The organism is Type-A symbiont of Plautia stali (genome assembly GCF_059731155.1).
Window position 1 is genome coordinate 3163977 of the sequence record NZ_AP035891.1, and the last position, 18497, is coordinate 3182473.

General features: G+C 44.5%; 26 protein-coding genes, 2 tRNA genes and 6 pseudogenes. 3 read left to right on the forward strand and 31 right to left on the reverse strand.

Annotation, left to right across the window (positions count from 1 at the left end; translation table 11 throughout):
• Nucleotides 1–46: 46 nt before the first annotated feature.
• The 17 genes and pseudogenes from AC6I8M_RS16735 to AC6I8M_RS16815 all read right to left on the reverse strand — a co-directional run bounded on the left by AC6I8M_RS16735 (nt 47) and on the right by AC6I8M_RS16815 (nt 10080).
• The gene (locus AC6I8M_RS16735) at nt 47–382 is read right to left on the reverse strand and encodes an HNH endonuclease signature motif containing protein (RefSeq protein ID WP_010615860.1); all 336 of its coding nucleotides are present in this window, start codon (nt 380–382) and stop codon (nt 47–49) included.
• On the reverse strand, nt 379–603 hold the full coding sequence (locus tag AC6I8M_RS16740) for a DUF551 domain-containing protein (RefSeq protein ID WP_022548564.1): 225 nt from the start codon (nt 601–603) through the stop codon (nt 379–381). Before AC6I8M_RS16740 ends, AC6I8M_RS16735 begins: the two co-directional genes overlap by 4 nt.
• A complete protein-coding gene (locus AC6I8M_RS16745; RefSeq protein WP_010615859.1) occupies nt 603–1079 on the reverse strand; it encodes a lysis protein in 477 nt (158 codons plus the stop codon). The genes AC6I8M_RS16740 and AC6I8M_RS16745 overlap by 1 nt, the downstream gene beginning before the upstream one ends.
• A complete protein-coding gene (locus AC6I8M_RS16750; protein WP_010615858.1) occupies nt 1076–1252 on the reverse strand; it encodes a hypothetical protein in 177 nt (58 codons plus the stop codon). Before AC6I8M_RS16750 ends, AC6I8M_RS16745 begins: the two co-directional genes overlap by 4 nt.
• Before the next feature lie 10 nt (nt 1253–1262).
• Nucleotides 1263–1472 (reverse strand): hypothetical protein, encoded by a 210-nt coding sequence (locus tag AC6I8M_RS16755; protein ID WP_010615857.1) that lies wholly within the window; start codon nt 1470–1472, stop codon nt 1263–1265.
• A gap of 21 nt (nt 1473–1493) precedes the next feature.
• Nucleotides 1494–2025 (reverse strand): annotated as a pseudogene (locus tag AC6I8M_RS16760) (phage antirepressor N-terminal domain-containing protein).
• A 118-nt stretch (nt 2026–2143) separates the two neighbouring features.
• Complete coding sequence (locus AC6I8M_RS16765; protein WP_058948879.1) at nt 2144–2641, reverse strand: lysozyme; 498 nt, start codon at nt 2639–2641, stop codon at nt 2144–2146.
• Nucleotides 2634–2825 carry a phage holin family protein gene (locus AC6I8M_RS16770; RefSeq protein WP_015873861.1) on the reverse strand — a complete coding sequence of 64 codons (192 nt, stop codon included), beginning with the start codon at nt 2823–2825 and terminating at the stop codon, nt 2634–2636. The genes AC6I8M_RS16765 and AC6I8M_RS16770 overlap by 8 nt, the downstream gene beginning before the upstream one ends.
• Nucleotides 2826–2896: 71 nt before the next feature.
• Nucleotides 2897–3985 carry a DNA-methyltransferase gene (locus tag AC6I8M_RS16775; protein ID WP_022548567.1) on the reverse strand — a complete coding sequence of 363 codons (1089 nt, stop codon included), beginning with the start codon at nt 3983–3985 and terminating at the stop codon, nt 2897–2899.
• 17 nt (nt 3986–4002) lie between these two features.
• Entirely contained in the window at nt 4003–4425 is a 423-nt protein-coding gene (locus AC6I8M_RS16780) for a RusA family crossover junction endodeoxyribonuclease (RefSeq protein WP_010615853.1), read from the reverse strand.
• A pseudogene (locus AC6I8M_RS16785) lies at nt 4391–4936 on the reverse strand (phage N-6-adenine-methyltransferase). Before AC6I8M_RS16785 ends, AC6I8M_RS16780 begins: the two are co-directional and overlap by 35 nt.
• A 48-nt stretch (nt 4937–4984) precedes the next feature.
• A complete protein-coding gene (locus AC6I8M_RS16790) occupies nt 4985–5173 on the reverse strand; it encodes a hypothetical protein (RefSeq protein WP_058948880.1) in 189 nt (62 codons plus the stop codon).
• A 67-nt stretch (nt 5174–5240) separates the two neighbouring features.
• Nucleotides 5241–6122, reverse strand: a pseudogene (locus AC6I8M_RS16795) (ATP-binding protein).
• Nucleotides 6119–7089: pseudogene (locus AC6I8M_RS16800) on the reverse strand (replication protein). Before AC6I8M_RS16800 ends, AC6I8M_RS16795 begins: the two co-directional pseudogenes overlap by 4 nt.
• Before the next feature lie 278 nt (nt 7090–7367).
• Nucleotides 7368–7967: an ash family protein gene (locus tag AC6I8M_RS16805; protein WP_498013517.1), complete on the reverse strand. Its 600-nt coding sequence runs from the start codon at nt 7965–7967 to the stop codon at nt 7368–7370.
• A 279-nt stretch (nt 7968–8246) separates the two neighbouring features.
• The gene (locus tag AC6I8M_RS16810; RefSeq protein WP_010615847.1) at nt 8247–9038 is read right to left on the reverse strand and encodes a BRO-N domain-containing protein; all 792 of its coding nucleotides are present in this window, start codon (nt 9036–9038) and stop codon (nt 8247–8249) included.
• 199 nt (nt 9039–9237) lie between these two features.
• Nucleotides 9238–10080, reverse strand: a complete 843-nt coding sequence (locus AC6I8M_RS16815) for an ORF6N domain-containing protein (protein ID WP_010615846.1) — start codon at nt 10078–10080, stop codon at nt 9238–9240.
• Between the two features lie 206 nt (nt 10081–10286).
• Here AC6I8M_RS16815 and AC6I8M_RS16820 point away from each other — a divergent pair, with 206 nt between their 5' ends.
• A complete protein-coding gene (locus AC6I8M_RS16820; protein WP_010615845.1) occupies nt 10287–10556 on the forward strand; it encodes a hypothetical protein in 270 nt (89 codons plus the stop codon).
• 8 nt (nt 10557–10564) lie between these two features.
• Here the strand turns inward: AC6I8M_RS16820 and AC6I8M_RS16825 are convergent, their stop codons facing one another.
• The 6 genes from AC6I8M_RS16825 to AC6I8M_RS16850 form a co-directional block, all read right to left on the reverse strand.
• Nucleotides 10565–10963: a single-stranded DNA-binding protein gene (locus AC6I8M_RS16825; protein ID WP_010615844.1), complete on the reverse strand. Its 399-nt coding sequence runs from the start codon at nt 10961–10963 to the stop codon at nt 10565–10567.
• Between the two features lie 235 nt (nt 10964–11198).
• On the reverse strand, nt 11199–11615 hold the full coding sequence (locus AC6I8M_RS16830) for a YqaJ viral recombinase family protein (protein WP_010615843.1): 417 nt from the start codon (nt 11613–11615) through the stop codon (nt 11199–11201).
• Nucleotides 11602–11835: a hypothetical protein gene (locus AC6I8M_RS16835; protein ID WP_318285201.1), complete on the reverse strand. Its 234-nt coding sequence runs from the start codon at nt 11833–11835 to the stop codon at nt 11602–11604. Before AC6I8M_RS16835 ends, AC6I8M_RS16830 begins: the two co-directional genes overlap by 14 nt.
• Nucleotides 11836–11837: 2 nt before the next feature.
• A complete protein-coding gene (locus AC6I8M_RS16840; RefSeq protein ID WP_010615841.1) occupies nt 11838–12107 on the reverse strand; it encodes a hypothetical protein in 270 nt (89 codons plus the stop codon).
• Nucleotides 12107–12394 (reverse strand): hypothetical protein, encoded by a 288-nt coding sequence (locus tag AC6I8M_RS16845; RefSeq protein ID WP_010615840.1) that lies wholly within the window; start codon nt 12392–12394, stop codon nt 12107–12109. Before AC6I8M_RS16845 ends, AC6I8M_RS16840 begins: the two co-directional genes overlap by 1 nt.
• 589 nt (nt 12395–12983) lie before the next feature.
• Nucleotides 12984–13256, reverse strand: a complete 273-nt coding sequence (locus AC6I8M_RS16850; RefSeq protein WP_058948884.1) for a Cox family DNA-binding protein — start codon at nt 13254–13256, stop codon at nt 12984–12986.
• A gap of 190 nt (nt 13257–13446) precedes the next feature.
• Between AC6I8M_RS16850 and AC6I8M_RS16855 the strand changes: the two genes are divergently transcribed.
• A complete protein-coding gene (locus AC6I8M_RS16855; protein WP_010615838.1) occupies nt 13447–13785 on the forward strand; it encodes a helix-turn-helix domain-containing protein in 339 nt (112 codons plus the stop codon).
• Between the two features lie 172 nt (nt 13786–13957).
• Here AC6I8M_RS16855 and AC6I8M_RS16860 read toward each other — a convergent pair whose 3' ends face one another.
• From AC6I8M_RS16860 to AC6I8M_RS16875, 4 genes and pseudogenes are all read right to left on the reverse strand, one after another.
• Entirely contained in the window at nt 13958–14173 is a 216-nt protein-coding gene (locus AC6I8M_RS16860) for an Rpn/YhgA-type helix-turn-helix domain-containing protein (RefSeq protein ID WP_498013828.1), read from the reverse strand.
• Between the two features lie 84 nt (nt 14174–14257).
• Nucleotides 14258–14677, reverse strand: a pseudogene (locus AC6I8M_RS16865) (Rpn family recombination-promoting nuclease/putative transposase); the annotation flags it as partial.
• A gap of 114 nt (nt 14678–14791) precedes the next feature.
• A complete protein-coding gene (locus tag AC6I8M_RS16870) occupies nt 14792–15232 on the reverse strand; it encodes a site-specific integrase (RefSeq protein ID WP_058948882.1) in 441 nt (146 codons plus the stop codon).
• Nucleotides 15226–15606 (reverse strand): Arm DNA-binding domain-containing protein, encoded by a 381-nt coding sequence (locus AC6I8M_RS16875; RefSeq protein WP_010615835.1) that lies wholly within the window; start codon nt 15604–15606, stop codon nt 15226–15228. The genes AC6I8M_RS16870 and AC6I8M_RS16875 overlap by 7 nt, the downstream gene beginning before the upstream one ends.
• A gap of 330 nt (nt 15607–15936) precedes the next feature.
• On the opposite strand from AC6I8M_RS16875, the pseudogene AC6I8M_RS16880 reads away from it, so the two are divergent.
• Nucleotides 15937–16802, forward strand: a pseudogene (locus AC6I8M_RS16880) (tyrosine-type recombinase/integrase); the annotation flags it as partial.
• Nucleotides 16803–16806: 4 nt separating this feature from the next.
• Here the strand turns inward: AC6I8M_RS16880 and AC6I8M_RS16885 are convergent.
• The 4 genes from AC6I8M_RS16885 to csrA form a co-directional block, all read right to left on the reverse strand.
• A complete protein-coding gene (locus AC6I8M_RS16885) occupies nt 16807–17649 on the reverse strand; it encodes an IS3 family transposase (RefSeq protein ID WP_022537112.1) in 843 nt (280 codons plus the stop codon).
• A 156-nt stretch (nt 17650–17805) separates the two neighbouring features.
• Nucleotides 17806–17879: transfer RNA gene (locus AC6I8M_RS16890), tRNA-Arg, on the reverse strand.
• 9 nt (nt 17880–17888) lie between these two features.
• Nucleotides 17889–17981 (reverse strand) — tRNA-Ser (locus AC6I8M_RS16895).
• A gap of 306 nt (nt 17982–18287) precedes the next feature.
• On the reverse strand, nt 18288–18473 hold the full coding sequence (gene csrA, locus AC6I8M_RS16900) for a carbon storage regulator CsrA (RefSeq protein WP_010616723.1): 186 nt from the start codon (nt 18471–18473) through the stop codon (nt 18288–18290).
• Between the last annotated feature and the right edge of the window lie 24 nt (nt 18474–18497).

The window sequence follows — 18497 nt, forward strand, 5'->3', positions numbered from 1 at the left end:
GAGTCAGGAAGCGTTGTTTACTGGAACTTTTAACCCGCCCTCCCCATTATATTGGGGTATTCCAATGACTATTGGGATTATTCGGCATGCCGTTTTCGTCACAACCATAACCTTTATTCCCTTTCTCCATCCGTTGCTTGGTTGTGTTGTGATGTTGAGCACAGAGTGGTTGCCAGTTCTTTTCATCCCAGAATAATTTTTGAGCTTTTTTTTCTTCTTCGGCTGTCTGAGCAAAGCGCAGACGATGCGGTAAAACATGGTCAACGACAGTAGCCGGATTAAGTAAATCACGTTCCAGGCACATTACGCATAAGGGATGTTTGGCAAGAAATGCCCGGCGCGCTTTATCCCAGCGAGCATTGTACAGTTGGGTTTTCTTCATTTGGTATTTTCATTCACGGATCTATTATTGATTGGTGATTCAGGTAACGGCATCCAGTGGCTAGCGCTGCAAGTTTTCTGAATACCCTGGCAACAATCTGCATAGTGAAACTGAGAATTGCCAAGATAAACACCCACCAGATATTCTTTTCTATCCTTTCGATAAATCAGTACTTTATTGTTTATCTCTGGCATATTTACACGACAATCAATCCAGTTCATTAATTCTTCTCTTCCTGTTGATGAGATAAGACGACCTGCCGTACATAATCCTGCAAGCCATTTATTTGCTCTTCTGCCATTTCGATTCGTCGTCTGAGGGTGAAATAATTTCGTTGAGCGGTGTAGTCAAGTCTGGCGCGGGCTGCATCATCCAGGCTGGAGGAGGCGGCATTGGCTGACACATTGGAACAGGTTGCTTTGACGCGCAACCGGCGGCGACTAGCAGCCACATCGCGCTCAAGCCGGGCAATAAGGTTTTTATCATGTTCAAGTTTTTTGGTATGTTGTGTATCCAGCGCTGAGATGGTCTGCATTTGATGGCTTAACTGCTCGAATGCAATCTGTTGTTTTTCCTTATCCGATACAGCAATCTTTCGTGCTTTTTCAGCGTCGTAATACAGTGTCCGGTAATACAGGGTTGCACCTGACATTGAGGTCAGTAGCGCGCCGATAACAAGAGGAATTTTCCAGTTCATTTTTCTACACAATACGCTATGCCGTTAATTGATCTCAATGTTTCAAACTTTACCTCAAATATGGCTTTCGCTTTTTCGCACCGCGCTTTTGATAAAAATTCCTGACTACTCACCGAAGCAAAGTCAGTTTCTGCAAAAGGGGCCGCATACATGGCAAAAATCAATATCCACATGGAGTCATCCTCATTTTGGTTTAATTTGAGGCTGGTACTTTCCAGCCCAGACTTCGGCAGCATGTAGACAATCTACAAACATCTTACCTTTTGCACTGGCGGTATTGCGGCGATAATGTTCTTTTGCTATGTCTGCACTGATCCGTGCCACAGATTGGTCATATCCTTGCTTCATCAATTCAGTTATTACATGTTTTTCAATGAATTCTATGTTGTTCATAATGATAGCTACTGTGCTTCCTTAAAAAGTTAACAACAATTGAGCTTCTTCAATTAAACCCTTAACCTTCTTCGTATGTGCTGCCTTAATATTTTCCCATTCACTCAATCTGGTACCGAATAAGCTAGCAATCGACTTATCAGTTTTTAATTCAGCACATGCTGTATTAAGTTCCTGCAATGATGCTACGTTCTGCTTTTTGAGTACGAGGATTAACGGCGATCCCTTTTGTCCAGTAGTCGTATAGAACGTCATCGCATTCCTCTTGGTACTGAACTACTTTGTCGCGGATTTCAGACTTGACCTTGCTGGGGTTAATTGTTTGAAGCCAACCAGCAAGTTTACGCAGCGGAAGGCAAAGCATTTTTCTAGATTTGCCGTCTTCTGCAACCATTACCATCTCGGTAATATCTGAATTAAACCTTTTTTTTAACTTAATAAATTGAGGCTTCCAAGCCATATTCATCCCTTCTACAATAGGTTTCATTGGCGTATACGGTTCGCCGTTGTGATTCACGACATAGAGATCATTACCGTGAAATGGCACCTTGATGATGCTTGCAGTGGATATGTTTGATACAGAAGGCTCATTTCAAATGGTTCAGGTTCGATGTGATTCTTTGCGCAGCGGGGCGCTATGGGTATAGCAAAGCCTTGAGCGATACCAAGGCTCATTGAGTTGGATTGATTAGTGAATCTGGATTTAAACAAAGCTCCCGTTCTACCTCCCTGCGGTTAATCAGCCCGTTTGATACCTTTCCTTCATCGTATTTCCAACGGCGCATCTGGTCACAAGCGCCCTGAATATCTCCGGTGTTCAACTTTTTAAGCAGCGTTGAATTGGCAAATGCCCCGCTGCCGATATTGTAAACAAATGAAGTCAAAGCGGCTTTCTGCAAATCGGTAAGCTGAACAGTGACATAACGTTCAACAATGGCACGTGCTACCTGCAAATCCTGCTTCATCAACGCGTTACATTCTTCTTCGCTATAAATTTCCCCTGGCGTAACGTCCTTGCCGGTATGACCGTGACAGACAGTGAGTACGCCGCCGCCATCACGATAGGGCTTATAGCGCTTACCTTCGTGCCACTGCACCAGGACGGCAGCAAGTGCTAATACCCCGCCAGTCGTTGCAGTCACAAGGTGTTTCTTAAGTTGGCTATTCATTGAGATTTCTCGTTCGATAACGATATTCCTTGTGCCGGTAATACCAGTTCAGTCCAACGGTTAGCACTGAACAGATAATCCCCGTAACCAGCGCCCATTCACTAAGCGATAGCGCACCGCATAAAAACGTCGTTGCGCTGGCACCATAGGCCGTGCCCGTTGTGTATTTTTCAATATTATTCATAGGTAACTTTATTTATTTTCGAGTTTTTGAAGAATGAGGTATGTTTCTTCTGAGGGAAGGGTGGCGCTTCGTCAGGAAATCATACCTTCGTTATTGATTTGAGGAATAAGATTTTCTATTTCTTTTTGGGTCTGAATAAATCTATCTGTTTCCAATTCCACGCCGATAGCTTGCCGACCTAATTGAATTGCGGCTTTTACCGCCGAACCGGAACCCATAAAGAAATCCGCTACAGTATGGCCTGATCTGCTACTGGCGTTAATAATGTGTTCAAGTAAGGCTGCTGGCTTTTCACAGGGATGTTTGCTGGGATAATACAGTACGGGTGGAAAGTTCCACACATCGGTATACGGCATGTCTTTGGTGACAGAAAAAGGTCGGCGCAAGTTTTCATATTGTCGCTTAAATTCGGCATAGTTTTTCATCAGTTCACCGTAATCACGCTGAAGTTCGCCGTGCTTCAAACTCAGTTGATGGTGATTTTTGACGAGAGACGACGCTAATTTTTTCTCTGCTGCTTTTTGCGAAAAGAATTGTTGCAAACGTTCATACTGTGTTTCGTTCGGTAGCTGCCACTGAGAATACGAGAACCAATGCCGATGCATGTAGCCTCCCATATACTTTTCTATTTCTTTGCCCGTGATATTGAGTTGATTTTTTGCGGTGATGAAATAGTCAATCAGTGGAGCGAACACTTCACCTTTTAACTCAGCGCATTTCAATGCATATCCAGCGTCATTTTTTGACGTACCCTCTGCCCCGTACTGCTCGGCAAACAACATTCGCTCGGTGCTGGGGAAAAATGAGCGGAGCGTATCTTTCTTCTGTCGCCGCCACGGGCCAAACGGTTTAGCCCAAATAATGTGATTTAACACCCTCATGTGATTTCTTAGCATAATTTCGGTATCAGCGGCCAATGCCGCACTACAAAACAGATAGAGACTCCCGTTTGGCTTTAATATCCGCTGGAATTCAACGAGGTAATCATTTAGCCACGCCAGATATTGCCCGGTTGTTTTCCACTGTCTGTCCCAGGCGCATGATTTAACACGGTAGTATGGCGGGTCAGTTACAATAAGATCGATGGAATTATCTGACAGTGTTTTGATGTATGGCAACGAGTCTCCGTTAACTAATATTGGTTGGTTTGAAAAAGTCATCGTTGTTACCCTGGATTTTAAATGTGATTGACCCTGTTCTGTTGGTGTGTTGATGATTTTTTAGTCAGCGACGGTGAACAATATTCATCAATAATGACGACACACTTCCCGCCTTTCACGCCGCCGTTGTTATCTATCTTCTCAACGGTCATCACGCGAATTTGGCTATCATCGTTCCAGACATCCGCCCCAGTTAAAGAATCGAGTACGCCTTTGGAGTAATTGTCTACATCACGCTTTCTCTTGTTGGGTAGATAGAGTTGCATCGATACAGAGACTTCACCTTCAAATTTTTGAAGACCGGATTTCTGGCGCATCTCGTTGATAATTTTTGCGGTTGTTGCTTTAAATGCTTTTGCTTTATCACTGAGGTAAGTTCGTTTTGAGTTATGTCGCCAATAAGTATTAACGCTGGGCGGGAATGGGAGTTCGATTATCACGATTCACACCTTTTTTTAATAATTCTTTTCTTTGGACATACGTCATCCTGCATCCAGGTATTCGCCACGCTCACCAGATAAACAACACACTGCCCTTGCTGTTGCCCGCCTTTCCTTCCTTGCCTGTTTCGGCAGAGATAAATGAGAGTCGTCCCTCGGTGATGAAACGCACTTCATCAGATGTTTTTAACGCTTCATGAAACCATGCCGTAGACGTATCGGAAGGCAGTAGCATCACAATCGTTTTTTTCTGTTTTCTACACTGCTCAGCCGCTTTCTTCACCCAAGGCATAATCTTGCTGTAGGGTGGATTGCAGAAAATGGCTCCTTTGCTATTCCAGTCGCATTTCAATGCGTCTTGCTGTTCGGTTAAATGCGCTTTGCATAGCGCGTTGCTTTTATCGGCGGCAGCATCCAGCTTAAAACCAAATTCGGCATCCAGTGTTTTAAAAACGCCAATAGGTGTTCGCCACCGGTCTTTGAACGATTTTGGTGTATTACTGATTAGCATATTTAAACCACTGCAGGATTTTTATATAACGGAGAATGCCAGACTTTGTTAATCATGCAGCGCGGGGGTGGGGTAATTATTACCGCTTTCTGCCAGTTTAACGACGACATCCCATAATTCAGGATCGCTGTTAATGTTGTTCTCAACATGATAGCCCTTCTCGGTGTATTGCTTAACCAGCCTGTTGGCTTGTCGTGTGCTAATGGCTTCATGTCGAAACCAGCTTTTTTTGAGCATATTATTTTACTACTCTTGAAAATTTAACAAATTCCACCCTTACGCCGCTATGGGCGTTTTAGCACTGTTAAAATTGATTTTTGGTTGATGTCTGAGTTGATGCAGACATGCGTGAACGGTAGCTGTTCCACGTGAACGTCAATGTGCAACCGCCACCGTCGTTCATACGGTCGATAACACGTTCCCCGATAAATCCCGCCAGTTCATTCAATGCCAGATTACTGATGAGAATCGTAGGTTTCATGCTCTCGTAGCGCGTGTTGATAACCTCAAATAAGATCATTTTTTCCGCCTCGCTACCAAACTGAACGCCCACTTCGTCGATGATGAGCAAGTCAGGTTGCGTATAGCGCTTGATAACACCAGCTTCTGAACATTCTGCGTTTTTGCTCCAGGTTGATTTAAATTCGCGGGCAATTCGCAAAACGGTCGTGAATAGCGCTGAACTTTGGTGCTCGTTGATGACCTGCTTCGCAATGGCCAACGCCAGATGGTTCTTGCCTGTACCGGGTTTACCACACATCACCAAACCGCCGCCCCGCTTAAGGCGTTCAGGCTAATGGGTGGCATAGTCGTTACAAAGTTTTAAGCAACGTGCCGCATCAGGATTCACTGGCTTGTAGTTATTCAGGGTGACATCGGCAAAGCGTTCCGGCAGGCTCAGGTTATCCATGAGCGTTTTAATCTTGCTGTGTTTGCGTTGTTTTTCCTGCTCTGCTTCGGCTTGCTCCAACTGGATTAATTTTTCGCTCAGGCAAGCAGGGCATTCGCTTCTTGTTTCAATGCCTTTGCCGTGAAGTGCGATCCTGCGGCAACGTTGTTTGAATACGCCGTGCCTGTCACAGATGGCCTCTCTTTCCTCGAAAACCGTGTGTTCAAGTGGCTTGGGGGGCGCATTCAGGTCTGCCAGTTTTTGGCGCACCGTTGTGATTTCTTCACTGTAGTTCATAGCCCCTCCCTCGATAGACACTCCCGCGCCCAATCAGGCAGCTGCGGTGCCCCATAGTCCTTGTCAACAAAGCTATCTGCGACAGAGTAGGCTTTGGCCTGCTGGGTTCGTGCGGGTTGTTGCGGCTCGAACAGTCCTTGCCAGCCGTTGGCGATACTGGCGTTAATAATTTCTTCCGGCTGATGTCCGTTATCGCGGCACTTGCCTAGCAGCTTGATAGCCTAGATCACCGTCTGCTGGGATTTAATCGGCTTGTTAATTTCCCTGCGGTACTGTACCCAGGAATCCCAGGTTGGTTTTGGTAGCCAGGCAGGAAGTTCTGCCGAGCCTGGGTCAAACGATTTTGATTTTGCCGCAAGGGGGACTATAGGGGGTTTATTTGGTTTTAATATATTGTCTTTTGTAGTTTGTCTTTTGTGTTTACCTGATTCGGGTAAACTCTTTTTTCCCGATTCGGGTAATTTTACCTGATTTGGGTATGTCGTTTTCTTACCTGATTCGGGTAAACTTTCTTTACCTGATTTAGGTATGTTGTTGTTACCCGATTGAGGTAAACTTACCTGATTCGGGTAAGATTTTATGTTATTACCTGATTCGGGTAACATTTCATTCAAGCCAGTCTTATCTTTCCACTCACTCAGGCATTGATTTATTCCTACAAACCGTCCTGATGAGATAAGTATTTTTCTTCTAAGTAATGCACTTTTAGCTGCTGAGCATTTATGCGGTAAAGGTCCTGTTAATTCCGATATCTGCCAATTACTCACCCAGTCTATTTTTTATTATAGCCATAGGTTTTTCTGATAATTGCCATAACAACCACAACTTGGTGTTGTGTTAAACCTGCGGTCAGGATCCCCTCAAGAAGTTCATTGGAGATTCTGGTGTATCCTTCTTCTAGTTCAATAACATTAATTTTATTTTCTTCTTTTTGAGCTTCAAAATCAGCATAGGTAACGTTAGTCATAACAGAATCCTATAAGTTATTTTTAATCGATGGTGGATAACTTATCGTTCAGTTGTACTTATCAATTTCATGTAAAATGCAATCGATATCCGCACGTAAGTAATCCAGTATTTCAGGGAGCCAGGGATTCGGTTTGCTGTAACATTCATTCGGATCAAAATACATTGTAAATGTTAGCAGCGACTTCTCTTGCCCTAATTAATCTGCTATGACTTTCGAGAGTGATTTCTAGCTTTATTTTTTCCTGCTGGGCAGGGGAGGTATCAACAATTCTCATGTTAATTTACCCCCATGCTTGCATGCACAGGTTGACGGCCAGCCCAGATCAGGCGGCTGTCTTTGAACATAGAATTGAAGGTAAGAAAGTCCCTATGCGTAAATGACACCTTGCCATAGGGACGGTTTGAATCTAAGCGGATAATCCAGTAAGTATCGGTAAATTTAGGGTGAGTCTGACTAGGGGTAGTCGCCATTGATGCGATCTCCTTGTACTTATTCAGGAAATCACCGCTAGAGCTGCGAAACTCGTAATGGGCGGTGACGTTATCAGGGTTCGCAGTACTGGCGTACAAGGAGACCAGCCAATCCGAAGACTGCCCTAACAACGCCACCATTGAATGGTGCAGGGCATTGTCTACGACATAAAAAAAGACGCTATTTTCGGCGTCTATTGTCGCCTTGTACCAATCCAGGCTGCGAAACCTGTCACTAGGATTTACTAATGACAGATTACTATAGGCGAAGTTTGCCAAAATAGGCAAGGGATTTTTGATAAAATTAGCGCTAAACGACACTTTGCCGTAAGGGGTAGTGGCGTATTCTGCGATAATCCAGTAGGTATCAATAAACTCAGGGCGAGTTGGGGTGGTAGCAACCATAGTGGCGGCCTCTCTAGTAGGTTCTTTCAAACCTCACCAATCCGCTATCAAACGGGGTGGCGAGACGTAACGGGATTGATAGACCGGCACTAGAGAACCCGGCGAGCCTTTCGGCTCCCCCGCTACGTCCCACCATAATTTAGGGGCGTAACGTTGGTTTAACGGACGTAAAAAAACCGCTTATAGCGGCTGATGTCCGCTCTAGTACTTGGGCTATCAAACCCGGCACCCGTTTTGTTAAGGTGCTGGGTACAATATAGCGCATTTTTGTCCTTGACGTCAAACGAGTTCGCTTGTCGTTGCTTCCTGCTCAGCGATAAGTATGTCGTTGAATTTTTTCAGCGCTTTATCGTTATAACGAAAGGATTCAACCTGTTTAGTGCTATAGCGTGACTTGTCCAGATAGTACTCACCGTATGAATCGGTCTTCATATTGTTGTCATTGGCAATCCGGCCAATCTTGTTCGCCGAGACATTGAACATCTTGCTGATTTGCGTAGCGGTATAGTGCTTTTCCTCAAGCACCGGTACTGGAATCACTTCATGTCCAGCGATCGGGTTAATCAGTCCGGCAATAACGGCCTGGCGGGCAGCATCGGAAAGCCCTGTCGCCCACAGGAAAGTTTTTTCGGCTATCTCCATCTGGATTTGCATGGCTCGGGCCTTGCGGTATTCCGGTAAGCCGCTGCCTTCGTCACGGTGAGCTGTCTTCATGCTGTAGCTGCCCTGCTGGCGCAACGTTGGCAAAACTTCTTCGCATACCCAATCCTGTACACGTTCGGCAGAGGGGAGCTTGCTTCTCAGTATCAGACGATAAACATCGGACTCTGGGGTGAGGATGATGCCTTTCGGCTTAAAACCGAGCCCCATTTCTTCCGTTTCGACGGAATCAAGTTTAATCAGTGATTTACAGTGCTTATTTAATGCCTGATGTGGGTCGTTATATCCAAGCGCCTTCGCCAGTTCGACGGCGAAGAACACCGGCTTGCCTTGGTAAAGCGTTCCCTGTAGCTCGATCTCTGAATCAGCAGACTTAAAAAGCATGAGTTGTGTTTTGGTGATTTTGGTCATAACAATTTCTCCATAATTAAACGGATGTGGTTAAAAGGCATTAAGGGTTGTTAACTTGCAAAATTTGCAGATTAGGTTATGCCGCAATTCCGTTCATCATGACGCTTAAGAGCTTGGGAAACAGGCTGTCGTAGACAGTATGGCTGTGTCTGGCGTGGGTTATTAGAGCCGGGCAGGACAGTAGCCTTATGCCACCTGACTATATTTTTCGTGGGTAAATTGACCGTTCCAACCTTTCTTCTATTGGTAGCTTACCTTTGATGTATTGCTGATATAACCATGAAGCCCCTTTCTTTAACAGAACGATTTTGTAACACTGACGTTGCCCGTAATCGTTTGTCATGATGAAGGGTGATTCGGTTAGATACGTATCTCTCGCATAGGAATGAACACGCCAGACATGAAATTTGCTGATATCTTTTTCTGCATCGTAGAGAAAATGACGTGATTCGAGAAAAAAGTTGACCTGGTTAATGTTTACGCCATTAAGCTGTTTGTAAAACTGGACAGGTGTCATGCCAACCTGGAATAGGTTTTTAAGGCTATCGATTTCGGTTTCAAGTTGTTGAACCTGTAAACCTAACAGTTGAACTTTTTTGTGCTGCTCAGCCCATGCGATTGCAGATTCAGCTGGGTCAAGGAAATTAGGTAAACCTAAAGATGTCGGGTCATTGGGTAGTAATTTTTGATTAAAGTAAGCAGATTCCATTTTTTCAAAGAAAGACCAAGCTTCATCGGTATCAACAATTTTTGACATACGGGCAGCGCCTTTTTCTGTCCATAAAATCTGCTGACTTGTATACTTACTAACCAACCCGATATTATCGGGTAGCCTCTTAAACTCTTGTAACTCATTACCTTCCAACTTGAAATAATGGATACCTTCGACAAAACGCGCTTTATGGTTGGCTAGATTGTCTTGAATGTTTTTCATGCTGGCACCATACCCCTTAGCAAGCGTTTCAGTCGTCACAACACGAACATTTTTCCACTCGATAATGGGTAATTGATTAGAATCGATAGTAATTAATTCAGTTTGCACCGCGATTTTCCTTTAGTGAGCTACGTATGATGTAGGTTGAATGGCAAAGAAATGAATTTGGTGGAAAGGCATTGACGGGTAACTTGTAAAATTTTGCTTGTTGACCCTCAAAGGGTTTAAACTAAATAAAAAAACAGGAGGATCCGCTATGGGTCATAGTTGCCTTTGATACACAAGAATTCGTCGAAACACTGGAAAACGCTGGGTTGCCGAAGGATCAGGCTAAGGCTAAGGCAATATCCCTTGTTGTGCGTAAATCACATGAAGTAGCAGACCTTGCTACCAAGCGTGACCTTGAAGATTTACGTAAGGATATAGAGCATCGTTTTGAGAAAGTTGAAGCTCAAATACTGGATGTTCGTAAAGATATGGAAAATCGTTTTGACAAACTGGGTTTACAATTGACAGTCCGATTAGGTGGTATGTTAATTCTCGCTGTAGGTGCGCTGACCGCTATTCTCAAACTTGTCCACTAAACTAGCGCTCAAAATGGAATTTCATCATCAAACTGGTCTGATGTTGCGTTGTTAGCATGTTTAGCTAACGGTTGATTTTGCTGGATTTTACTTCCCTGCTTACTTGAGAAATCAATCTCGTTAACCAGAACAACAGCAGTTGTTTTTTCCCTGCCGTCTTTGTCAGTCCAGTTTTCGAGCAAAAATTGGCCGATAACCGTAACTTTGGTTCCTCGTGTCAGATAAATGGGTAACTTTTCCGCTTTGGCACCAAACATCCGACACTGCACCCAAGAGGTTTTCTCATGCTCGCCGTATCCTTGCTTGACCGGTAAAGAAAATGTGGCAATCAACTTGCCGCTTGTGGTGCTGCGTGTCGTACAGTCACCGCCAAGATTGCCGGAAAATATCACGGTGTTTATTGTCATTATTTTGACTCGCTTATGATTGATTATTTCAATCAACTTTTTCTATAACATCACAGATAGTGGCAACCAGATTAAGAAAATCTTTTCTTCTTGCTCGAAGTTGATTAATCTCTTCTTCGCACTCTTTACGATATAGCCTGTGCGATATTAATTGCCGATGCTCAGGAAAATCCGCGCAATAGCTGACGAAATCGACCCAGTCTCGTTCAGTACAATCAAGATGGCCGATAAGTTGCTATTTATAAGCGGGGTCAAACGTTATACGTTTCAGTGTTGCAAAATGCACAGCGGCGGTAACGGACTTAATTTCAATAACACCATCATTTCCAGCTAATCCGTCCGGACTATCGCCATAATCACCGCAATCAAAAAATCCACCGTTAGTGACATCAACAAAGTTTGTTTCTTCGTATAACCTTCTGGCGACTGGCTCCTGTTCGTGTCCGCGTAACATGTGGTCATTAGTGAAACTAAATTCTGATTTTTTCCCTGTAATAATTTCCAGGGCAATCTGTAACGCATATCGCTTGGCAGGTTCGCCGAAAGTTTTTCCCTGGTTGGCCATAAAACAGTTAAATTGTGATGCAGTAACCTTTCCTAAACGAAGCGCATCCCACGCTTCTGTATTTTGTTGTACGTCATGCCATTGCATTAGCGCACTCCTGCTTGAGGCGTTCCTGGTCTTCCGGCGATATCTCAACACGCTCTAATACTTTGTCGAGCGACTTATTATTGATATAGCTTTGTTTGGCCTTTCCCCACATTTCAACCTGATTGGGTGTTAATGTTTTTTTCTGGGTAATGGCAGGATAAATCCTTAATCCCTCAACATATTCACGCCCAAACTTGACATGCTCAACCCCAATCATCACGGTTAAATTCTGCCAGTCCTCAATAAATGATGAACCTGATATTTTTTAATGACCTTGCTATTGGTTGCATTAAGAATCATTGGTTTAAGTTTTTCGTTTGGTCTAATCTGTTTCTCTTTGAAATAAGCGGTATTGAACCTGTCTTGCGTTTTCCTGGTTTTATCTGATTCCAGCACAACATGAGAGAGGGTTAATAGTGTCGGCTCAACGATATCGGCGCTGCTCAAATAAGGAGAATCGAACGCCTTTCTATAGTGCGTTTTGTCTTTCATTAAGCAGGTACCTCGTAGTAAGCATCACGGCATCGCATCAGATATAAAATTTGTTCGACTTTCTGGGTAACGTCGTAAAGAACTTCATCGAATCCGTCGGTAGTTTCCAGTGCCAGTAACCATGCGTCGTAGTCATTGCCTTTGTCTGCATCCGCGAGTTTTTGAGCAAGATAAGCGTTGGTTAAACTTTCGTATAAATATTCCCCGCCCGGCTGACAAAATTCCTCTTCTTCAACCGTTAATTTTTTCAGTGCCCGAAGAATTTCATTTTCAGTTTGAATGTCCATACGGCTTCCTTCTTCGGCGATAGCGGTTCTTGACCGTATAAAGATACGTTTTCGTTAAGCAACGGTTATCAATGCTACTTGAGGGATGGTCGGCAAGCTTTCTTTTAAATGCGAGAATAAAGTTAATTAATTCATTATCTTTAGCGGGATAATCACGCCAAACATCATCAATTATCTCTTCGGTTGAACGTTGCTGTGCGTTAGCAGTACGAATAATATTCAATCTTATCTGTCGTATTCTGCACTGGTCTCGATAGCGCATTTGCCGCCGTTCACGGCAACGTTGTCGGGCATTCATTAATTCATATCCCCCTACAAGAAGATTTATGGTAAGTACACAAGAAATACTTACTACAAATCCACCTATTGGTGATTTGTGTACACCTGTATCGGCATACGTCCGGCCGGAAAGTCCCGATAAACATCGGTTTGACTTCGCTTCAAAAAACAACTTTGAAGCTATCAGCAAATGACAGGCGCAATTTCCCTGCCATCCGTTTCACAGATTTTTTTGCTGATACCGTATTGTTAAAGAGCAGTTCCGCACTAAACGCTGGCTATGGACTTTTGTTCAAATTTCTTGCTTGGTTCACAACCCAAGCCATTTAAGCCAGGCATCACGTTCTTCTGCGGGACGGTTAAAGTAAGCTTCTCGGACTATTCGGTTAAATTCAGGGAGATATATCCACCTCTCGCCAACTCTGGCGTTGGGTTTGTTTGGATCTTTCAAGAAAATGACAGGTAACTTTTGGTTTTCAGCCATATCCTTTACCGCACTAGGAGTTTTACCGAGCAATTCAGCAAATTTTTTTATGTTCACTGCGTCTATCGGATATCTGATCTCGTAGTCGTCGTTGCTCACTTCGCCCCCTAATGAAATTCTTTCCAACCACTTCTAACCGCTTAAAAACCTAATTTCTGGTATTCTTAAGTTGGGTGCATTTGCCTTGATTTATCCAGTTGTCTGGTTTTAGAGGCAGTTGCAGATCAATAAAGGTTCTATAACACAGACCTTTATTGAGAATGTAGTCTACCATCTGGAACCTTGTCAAATGAAAATGTCTCAAAAGATTAAAGCCATCAGAAAAGCAGAGGGGTTAACACAGATAACATTCTGTAAAATTAGCGGGATAGCATTAAGTTCGTTAAAAAATTATGAAGGAGGACATGCTGAGCCAGGTCTTCAACCTATACTCCAAATTACAAATACAAGTCTTTTTGAAAAATACACAATGTGGCTAATGACCGACAAAGTAGCGCCATCAGTCGGCCAAATAGCGCCGACTCTCGCACACTATGGAACCGATGGAGAGGAAGTACAAAAGCAGATAAGAAAAACGGACGAGGATTCGGCTGTCAGATCATCCCACTACGACCAGAAAGCTGGATGACTATACAAAATGAGTTTGATAATTGGCTGGTTAATCAGGATTGTTTCTGGGAGTTCTTGCTGAAAGTTATTGAATGCTGAAACGGATAAGGGAAAACGGTATAAAATAATTAATAAGCCATTGTTTTATATTGAAATTCATCTGTAAGCTAGAGGCGAGCTAGCTTCTTGCCTCATAGTTTATCTAGTTCATCCTCTGAAAGGCCAGTAGAAATTTTTATAAGATTGCGCTCTGCACCGTTAGCTAGTAACTGTTGAGCAATTTTACGTGAGGCGTTTTTCTCACCTTCGTTAACCCCATCCTGTCGGCCTAGCTGGTAGCCTTCCTGTTTGCCTAGTTGGATACCTCTAGCCTCACCTCTAGCCTCAAGCTGTTCTGCAATCGTCATAAAATCCTCCCGGTAAGTCGGTGCCTTTTCCGCAAGGGCACGTATGAATCCCTCGCCGTCAATCGTATTTCCTGCCTGAGCTATAAAGCAGTCAAACCATTGGGTAGTGTACGGATAGGGTGATATGGTGCCGTGGTAGAACAGCAGTGGGATCACTACCGGCAAGGTGTCGTTGCCTTGTTCAAGGTGCCGCTGCATGGCTGCTACACTGTACCGTAAAAGCCTGAATGCCATTAGCTCTTCAGGGCGGCTCTGGTGCTCGACAAGACAATAAACGTAACCATCGTGGCCCATCGTAGTCTTTATCGAGTAAAGCATATCTGAACACTGGGTGCGCAAGTCATCTTCGATAAAGCTGCCTGATTCCATCGCAAGAGTACTGAAATCGCAGCGCTCCCGAAGATGAGGTGGCAAATGTACCTCCAAAAAGTCTCTAGCTACAGCGATATCGCCAAGGAACTTTTTGAACAGTGAATCATGTATTGAGAGTGATGATTTTGTCATGGGTACAGTGTACCAAGCTAAGTTAATAAATGCCAATTGAAGTAATAAGCCCAACACATAACGATGTAACGGGCCATATTGCTATCTGTTAGATAGATAACAAAAATTGATAAATTACAAGCTAAGCAACTTTGTTTCCCACTGTTCAATTATTTCTCGTTTTTCTCTTAGGTAATCATACCTATCGTAATGTTTCTCTGACACACCTGGCCTTTTATGATTTTGAAGTCTATCACGCATTTCCGTACTAATGCCCATATCCCCTGCCAGGGTTTTAAAGGTACGGCGAATATCTCTGGGTGTGAATTTATCAAAACCGGTTAATTTATAAAATTTACGGAGTTGTTTACTGTACTCAGCGGACAGCAAATGCCCTTCTTTTGTATTGCCTGGAAAAAGAAACATCGCGTCTGGATATTTTTCTCTCTGCCGTTTCAGAATCTTTGCCCCGGCGTTTGCCCCACGTTCTATAAACTCTGCAAGAACACGCTTAATCTGAACGGGTGTTATTTCCTTAGCGGGTGTAGCAGGATCAATGTACTTACTGGTTAACACTTGGTTGAGTCTGTTTTTTGTTTTGTCATAAGAGCGATTACCTTGTTTTTTTGAGTGGTGATGTAATCGTCAAAAAATTGTTTTATAGTAGCGTGTTCAGCAATAGACGTTTCTGGCGCTGTGATATTGGCAGCGGCGGTGAGGGCTTTTGCGGTTGCTTCTGCGAGCGTTACCTTGGGATAATCTCCCAGTGAAAGGAATTTTCGAGCACCCTCTTTATGGTACTTGTAAACAAAAATCTTTCTGCCGGAAGGGTAAACTTTCAGCCCCAAGCGTCCTGTACCTCTGGTGGCTGATGCCTGCCACACGTAATATGCTTGCTCTTTGGGTTTGATGCCCTTTATCTTGCTGTCAGTGAGTAAGATTCCTGCCATTACGGGTGCTCTTACGGGTGTCGTTATGGTGAAATACTATGTTATAAATGTGAAATTATACAACATGTAAAACTATTTTTATTACAGCAAGTTGAAACTGAATGAAATCATTTGTTATGCGTTAAAATCAGAAGTTATCGCCCTTCTAAGCCGTAGGTCACAGGTTCGAATCCTGTAGGGCGTCTACTAAAGTCCACAAAACCTCAGCTGGTAAGCACCTTCCCACGAATCTCGTTATCTCAACGTATACTAACATCTATTGAAATCAACAATCATGTGGGGGTACATTTGGGGGTATAGTTCTGTTCAATGAAATGAGATACCCCCAAATTGAAACTCAATGCCCGCACAGTGGATACTTCAAAAAAGGCCAAAGATAAAGCCTATAAGCTCTCTGACGGCGGCGGCCTTTACCTTCTCGTTAATACCAATGGCTCACGATACTGGCGCTTAAAGTACCGCTTTGCGGGAAAAGAAAAGCTGCTGGCGCTGGGGGGGGGTATATCCTGACGTGTCTCTGGCTGATGCCAGGGTTAAGCGTGACGAAGCTAAACGTACTTTGGCTGCTGGTTGAGATCCGGGCGAAGTTAAACAGACAGAGAAGCAGGCTAGGATTCTGGCGGTCAGTAACAGCTTCGAAGCACTGGCTATTGAATGGCATGAGCATAAGCGCCCTAACTTGTCACAGGGCTATGCCAGTGACATTCTGGAGTACCTGCAAAAAGATGTGTTCCCGTTTATCGGTAAACGTGCCATCGCAGAAATCAAAGCGGCAGAGATGCTGCTGGTGCTCAGAAAGATGGAGCAGCGCGGCGTTCTGGATAAGCTGAAGAAAACCCGCCAGGCTTGCCGCCAGATTTTTACCTATGCCGTCATCTCCGGCAGAGCCGAGCATAACCCCGTTACCGATCTCGCAGGCGCACTCAAAGCGCCTAAGCAAAAGCATTTCCCTCATCATTCTAACCGAACAGATAGGGGGCTTCCTTCGCGCACTCAGTGAATACACTGGCAGTAAGGTTACACAAAATGCCACCCGGCTATTGATGCTTACTGGTACGCGCACGATTGAATTACGCGCTGCTGAATGGGCTGAATTCGATTTAGAGAAAGGCATCTGGCAGATCCCCGCAGAGCGGATGAAGATGCGCCGCCCTCATGTAGTGCCGCTTTCCATCCAGGCTAAAACTCTCCTTGAATTGGTCAACTAAAACTGGCCACCGCTTTAGAGTTTTTCCAGTATCGGTTTTCCGATTCGTTTGGGGGTAACCCACCGTTATAGTCATGCGGCCTTAGCGAGCTGTAATATCCGACGATATAGTCTGTGATCGCATGTGCAGCTTCGCTAAAGTTTATATAACCTGTCACTGGCACCCACTCGTTTTTCAGACTTCTGAAGAAGCGTTCCATCGGGCTGTTGTCCCAACAGTTTCCACGTCGGATCATACTCTGCCTGATCCGGCAACGCCACAGTAACTGCCTGCTTGTATAGTGGCTACCCTGGTCACTGTGGAACATCGCTCCGGCTGGTTTACCGCGAGTTTCCCACGCCATTTCCTGCGCTTTGATGGTCAGCCTGCTGTCCGGTGAGAATGACATTGCCCAGCCTACCGGTTTCCTTGCCAACAGATCGAGAACAACAGCGAGGTAAGCCCAACGCCTGCCTGTCCAGATGTACGTCACATCGCCGCACCACACCTGATTAGGCTCTGTCACTGCGAACTGTCGCTCAAGGCGATTCGGGATAACGATGTGTTCATGACCACCACGTTTATACCGGTGGGTAGCCTTTTTTAATATGTCGTTTTCCATTTCAATACGTTGTAGCTTTTTCTTCAGCTCGCGTATTTCAATCTGTTCCGGGGTTATAGGGGAGGCTTTAGGTATTTTGCCCTGTCGTTCATCCCGCAACTGTTTTCCCCATCGCGTCATGGTAGAAAGACCCACATCCATAGCATTGGCCGCAGCTGCAACGGTGTAGTTCTGATCAAGGACCAGTTGAGCGGCTTCGCGTTTAAACTCTGCGCTGAAATTTCTTTTTTTCATTATGGCACCTGTGTTGTTCTGAGGTAAGCATATCACCTCTGTTCAGGTGGCCAAATTTAGTGTGCCAATTTACTATCCAGCTGAGCTATGGATGCATTGAGAGATTTTCTTATGATGGACTAACTGAAATCAACCTAGGAATGATACAAAGAATAGTGCATCCAGGAGGATTCGAACCTCCGACCGCTCGGTTCGTAGCCGAGTACTCTATCCAGCTGAGCTATGGATGCATCGGAAAATGGCGGTGAGGCGGGGATTCGAACCCCGGATGCAGCTTTTGACCGCATACTCCCTTAGCAGGGGAGCGCCTTCAGCCTCTCGGCCACCTCACCTTACGCGTTCTTGCGAACCGTACTTTTGAACTTTGTTTCCGCTCATCGGCACTGCGTGGCGCACATATTACTTTCCCGGACTTATAAGTCAAACAATTTTTCCCGACTTTTTACCGATTCAGGTTTGATTGCGCAAATGACGTGCAATCCGCGTATTTTGCCGACAAAAAAAGTGATTTATCAACAGTAAAAGCGTGCAGCAGCCAACATAATTCGCGGAAAAAACAGGAAAGCGGGAACGGATAAAACAACGACGGGAGGGAGAGAAGCGGTAGCGCCTCGCCACATAGCGAGGCGCTGAATACGTTATTGAGGTGCACTCTGTGTTTTTTCAGTCTGAATACGCTGATAGATCTCTTCACGGTGAACCGACACTTCTTTTGGCGCGTTTACGCCTATGCGGACTTGGTTACCCTTAACACCCAGCACCGTTACAGTTACCTCATCACCAATCATGAGGGTTTCACCAACTCGACGAGTTAGAATAAGCATTCTTTGCTCCTTGAAAGATTAAAA

Bases quoted from the DNA above. Each gene is read 5' to 3' on its own strand.
- AC6I8M_RS16735 (WP_010615860.1), bottom strand. From the start codon at position 382: ATGAAGAAAACCCAACTGTACAATGCTCGCTGGGATAAAGCGCGCCGG.
- AC6I8M_RS16740 (WP_022548564.1), bottom strand. From the start codon at position 603: ATGAACTGGATTGATTGTCGTGTAAATATGCCAGAGATAAACAATAAA.
- AC6I8M_RS16745 (WP_010615859.1), bottom strand. From the start codon at position 1,079: ATGAACTGGAAAATTCCTCTTGTTATCGGCGCGCTACTGACCTCAATG.
- AC6I8M_RS16750 (WP_010615858.1), bottom strand. From the start codon at position 1,252: ATGTGGATATTGATTTTTGCCATGTATGCGGCCCCTTTTGCAGAAACT.
- AC6I8M_RS16755 (WP_010615857.1), bottom strand. From the start codon at position 1,472: ATGAACAACATAGAATTCATTGAAAAACATGTAATAACTGAATTGATG.
- AC6I8M_RS16765 (WP_058948879.1), bottom strand. From the start codon at position 2,641: ATGAATAGCCAACTTAAGAAACACCTTGTGACTGCAACGACTGGCGGG.
- AC6I8M_RS16770 (WP_015873861.1), bottom strand. From the start codon at position 2,825: ATGAATAATATTGAAAAATACACAACGGGCACGGCCTATGGTGCCAGC.
- AC6I8M_RS16775 (WP_022548567.1), bottom strand. From the start codon at position 3,985: ATGACTTTTTCAAACCAACCAATATTAGTTAACGGAGACTCGTTGCCA.
- AC6I8M_RS16790 (WP_058948880.1), bottom strand. From the start codon at position 5,173: ATGCTCAAAAAAAGCTGGTTTCGACATGAAGCCATTAGCACACGACAA.
- AC6I8M_RS16805 (WP_498013517.1), bottom strand. From the start codon at position 7,967: ATGGTTGCTACCACCCCAACTCGCCCTGAGTTTATTGATACCTACTGG.
- AC6I8M_RS16810 (WP_010615847.1), bottom strand. From the start codon at position 9,038: ATGACCAAAATCACCAAAACACAACTCATGCTTTTTAAGTCTGCTGAT.
- AC6I8M_RS16825 (WP_010615844.1), bottom strand. From the start codon at position 10,963: ATGACAATAAACACCGTGATATTTTCCGGCAATCTTGGCGGTGACTGT.
- AC6I8M_RS16830 (WP_010615843.1), bottom strand. From the start codon at position 11,615: ATGCAATGGCATGACGTACAACAAAATACAGAAGCGTGGGATGCGCTT.
- AC6I8M_RS16840 (WP_010615841.1), bottom strand. From the start codon at position 12,107: ATGAAAGACAAAACGCACTATAGAAAGGCGTTCGATTCTCCTTATTTG.
- AC6I8M_RS16845 (WP_010615840.1), bottom strand. From the start codon at position 12,394: ATGGACATTCAAACTGAAAATGAAATTCTTCGGGCACTGAAAAAATTA.
- AC6I8M_RS16855 (WP_010615838.1), top strand. From the start codon at position 13,447: ATGAAAATGTCTCAAAAGATTAAAGCCATCAGAAAAGCAGAGGGGTTA.
- AC6I8M_RS16860 (WP_498013828.1), bottom strand. From the start codon at position 14,173: ATGACGATTGCAGAACAGCTTGAGGCTAGAGGTGAGGCTAGAGGTATC.
- AC6I8M_RS16875 (WP_010615835.1), bottom strand. From the start codon at position 15,606: ATGGCAGGAATCTTACTCACTGACAGCAAGATAAAGGGCATCAAACCC.
- AC6I8M_RS16885 (WP_022537112.1), bottom strand. From the start codon at position 17,649: ATGAAAAAAAGAAATTTCAGCGCAGAGTTTAAACGCGAAGCCGCTCAA.
- csrA (WP_010616723.1), bottom strand. From the start codon at position 18,473: ATGCTTATTCTAACTCGTCGAGTTGGTGAAACCCTCATGATTGGTGAT.